2 protein-coding genes are annotated in these 3,322 nt (G+C 48.6%); both read left to right on the forward strand.

Annotated features, from left to right (window positions below):
• Positions 1 to 84 precede the first annotated feature (84 nt).
• Positions 85 to 2,007, forward strand: coding sequence for a PrkA family serine protein kinase (locus ABYW01_RS17290; protein ID WP_372835136.1), 1,923 nt, complete (start codon positions 85 to 87; stop codon positions 2,005 to 2,007).
• A 120-nt stretch (positions 2,008 to 2,127) separates the two neighbouring features.
• Positions 2,128 to 3,322, forward strand: a 1,195-nt coding sequence (locus ABYW01_RS17295) for a YeaH/YhbH family protein (protein WP_372835139.1), incomplete at its 3' end; no start/stop codon positions are given.

Below are 3,322 nucleotides of genomic sequence, written 5' to 3' on the forward strand. Positions count from 1 at the left end.
TAAAACACGAAACAAGCAGAGAGTACGAAATGATGAGCCCCTAAGCATTTGAATTTAAAGGATCTCACGAGGAAGGTGACCACAATGAGTATTTTTGAGCATTATAGAGCCCGTTACGAGTCCACGAAGCAAGAAGAGATGTCTCTAGATGAGTATCTCGCGCTGTGTAAAAAAGACCAGTCGGTATATGCCGATGCTGCTGAAAGGATGCTAGAAGCTATTGGAGAACCGGAGCTAGTTGATACAGCCTCCGACCCAAGACTTAGTCGCATCTTCTCAAATAAACTGATCAAACGTTACCCTGCGTTCAGCGAATTTTATGGAATGGAAGACGCTATTGAAAATATCGTCTCTTACTTCAAACATGCCGCCCAGGGATTGGAAGAACGTAAACAGATCCTTTACCTCCTTGGCCCGGTGGGCGGTGGTAAATCCTCATTGGCCGAACGTCTGAAGTTTTTGATGCAGCATGTGCCCTTTTATGCGATCAAAGACTCGCCAGTATTCGAATCGCCACTTGGCCTGTTCAACCCGGAAGAAGATGGCCAGATTCTGGAAGAAGAGTACGGCATTCCTCAGCGATACCTGAAGGGTGTTATGTCACCTTGGGCAGTGAAACGCCTACATGAATTCGGTGGCGACCTGTCTAAATTCCGCGTCGTCAAACAGTACCCGTCTATCCTCGATCAGATCGCTATCGCGAAAACTGAACCGGGTGATGAAAACAACCAGGATATTTCCAGCCTGGTGGGTAAAGTTGATATCCGAAAATTGGAAGAGTTCGCTCAACATGATCCTGATGCCTATAGTTTCTCCGGTGCTCTTTGCCGTGCAAACCAAGGTATGATGGAATTTGTAGAGATGTTTAAAGCACCTATTAAAGTGCTGCATCCTCTGCTGACAGCTACACAGGAAGGTAACTACAACAGCACCGAAGGCATGGGAGCAATCCCGTTCAACGGTATTCTGCTGGCCCACTCCAATGAATCTGAGTGGCAAACCTTCAAGAACAACCGAACAAACGAAGCCTTTATCGACCGTGTATATATTGTAAAAGTACCGTATTGCACCCGCGTCACTGAAGAGATCGAGATTTATGCCAAACTGCTGGAACACAGCTCTCTGGCTGAATCCCCTTGTGCACCTGATACACTCAATATGCTGGCACAGTTCTCTGTACTCTCTCGCATTAAGTCACCTGAAAACTCCAGTGTTTTCTCAAAAATGCGGATCTATGACGGAGAGAACCTGAAAGACACCGATCCAAAAGCCAAGTCTTTGCAGGAATATAAAGATTCAGCCGGTGTCGATGAAGGGATGGATGGCCTGTCGACCCGCTTCGCATTTAAGATCCTGTCTAAAGTATTCAACTTCGACTCTTCCGAAGTCGCGGCCAACCCCGTTCACCTGATGCACGTTCTGGAAAAAGAGATCGAACAGCAACAGTTCCCGGCTGAAGTACATGAGCGCTACATCGGCTTCCTGAAAGAATTCGTGATGCCAAAATACATCGAGTATTTAGGCAAAGAAATTCAGACCGCCTATCTGGAATCCTATTCAGAGTACGGCCAGAACATTTTCGACCGCTATGTCACTTATGCCGATTTCTGGATTCAGGATCAGGAATACCGTGACCCTGAAACCGGTGACATCCTTGACCGGGTAGCGATCAGTGAAGAACTCGAGAAAATTGAAAAACCTGCTGGTATCAGTAATCCAAAAGATTTCCGCCATGAAATCGTGAACTTCGTTCTGCGCGCACGGGCCTCCAATCACGGCAAGAACCCGGCCTGGTCCAGCTACGAGAAAATGCGTACTGTGATTGAGAAGAAAATGTTCTCTAACACAGAAGATCTGCTTCCAGTGATCTCCTTTAACGCCAAAGCCTCCAGCGACGATCAGAAGAAGCACAGCGAATTTGTTAAACGCATGATTGAACGCGGATATACCGAGAAACAGGTTCGCCTGCTTTCTGAGTGGTATATCCGGGTACGTAAGTCGCAGTAAGCGCTGTATAGCGCGCTGCCCAGAGAGCCGGAGTGCTCTCTGGAGATTACGGATCAATTAGCTGGTCGCTGTTTACGCACGCAGTAAGCGAGGCATCGGCCCTTCATGGGGATCGGAAGTATGAGCTATATCATCGACCGCCGCCAAAACGCGAAGAAAAAGAGCACGGTAAACCGTCAACGCTTTCTTAAACGCTATAAAAAGCACATCAAAGAAGCCGTTGAAGATGCGGTAAACAGTCGCTCCATCACCAATATTGACCAGGGTGGATCTGTCACGATTCCGCGCCGAGACATCTCTGAACCAATATTCCATCATGGTCCTGGCGGCAAAACGAAGCGGGTATTCCCCGGCAATAAGGAATTTGTTGTCGGCGACGAGTTTCAGCGCCCATCAGGTGGTGGCGGTGGCGGTGGATCCGGAGACGGTAGCGCCAGCAATCAGGGTGAAGGGATGGACGACTTCACGTTCCAGATCAGTCAGGAAGAGTTCCTCGACTTTATGTTCGACGGTCTCGAGTTACCTTATCTGGTCAAAAAACAGCTGAAGAACACCACCCAGTTTGAAACCCGTCGGGCAGGTTTCACCAATTCTGGCGCACCTGAGAAAATCCATATTGTGCGTTCCCTGCGTTCAGCGCAGGCACGTCGCGTCGCCCTCTCGGGAAAAGAGCGACGTGAGATCCGAGAGCTGGAGCAAGAGATAGAGACGCTGAGTTCACGGTTACCTGATACGGAAGCCGAACAGCAGATTCTGTGCCTACAGGAAAAAATCGAAGCTCTGCAGGCACGCATCAAGCGTATCCCATGGATCGACGACTTCGATATCAAATACAACAACACTATCAGAGTGCCGGTCCCATCCAGCAAAGCGGTGATGTTCTGCGTGATGGATGTTTCAGGCTCCATGACCCAGAGCATTAAAGACATTGCCAAACGCTTCTTTGTACTGCTGTATCTGTTTCTGAAACGTAACTACAAGCAGATAGAAGTGGTGTTTGTACGCCACCACACCCACGCGAAGGAAGTGGATGAGCAAGAGTTTTTCTACTCACGTGAAACCGGCGGTACGATCGTCTCTAGCGCCCTGAAGCTGACAGGCGAAATTCTGGAAGAACGCTACCCTGCGGGAGACTGGAATATCTATGTTGCACAAGCATCTGACGGGGATAACTGGGATGGTGACTCCAATATCTGCGGGGATCTGTTGCAGAGCAAGATATTACCGAATGTGCAGTATTTCTCATACGTGGAGATCACTACCGGACCTCATCAAAACCTATGGGTGGAATACGAGAAAGTACATTCAAGCTGGA

The organism is Pontibacterium sp., from assembly GCF_041587635.1.
GTDB lineage: Bacteria > Pseudomonadota > Gammaproteobacteria > Pseudomonadales > Balneatricaceae > Pontibacterium.

Bases quoted from the DNA above. Each gene is read 5' to 3' on its own strand.
- ABYW01_RS17290 (WP_372835136.1), top strand. From the start codon at position 85: ATGAGTATTTTTGAGCATTATAGAGCCCGTTACGAGTCCACGAAGCAA.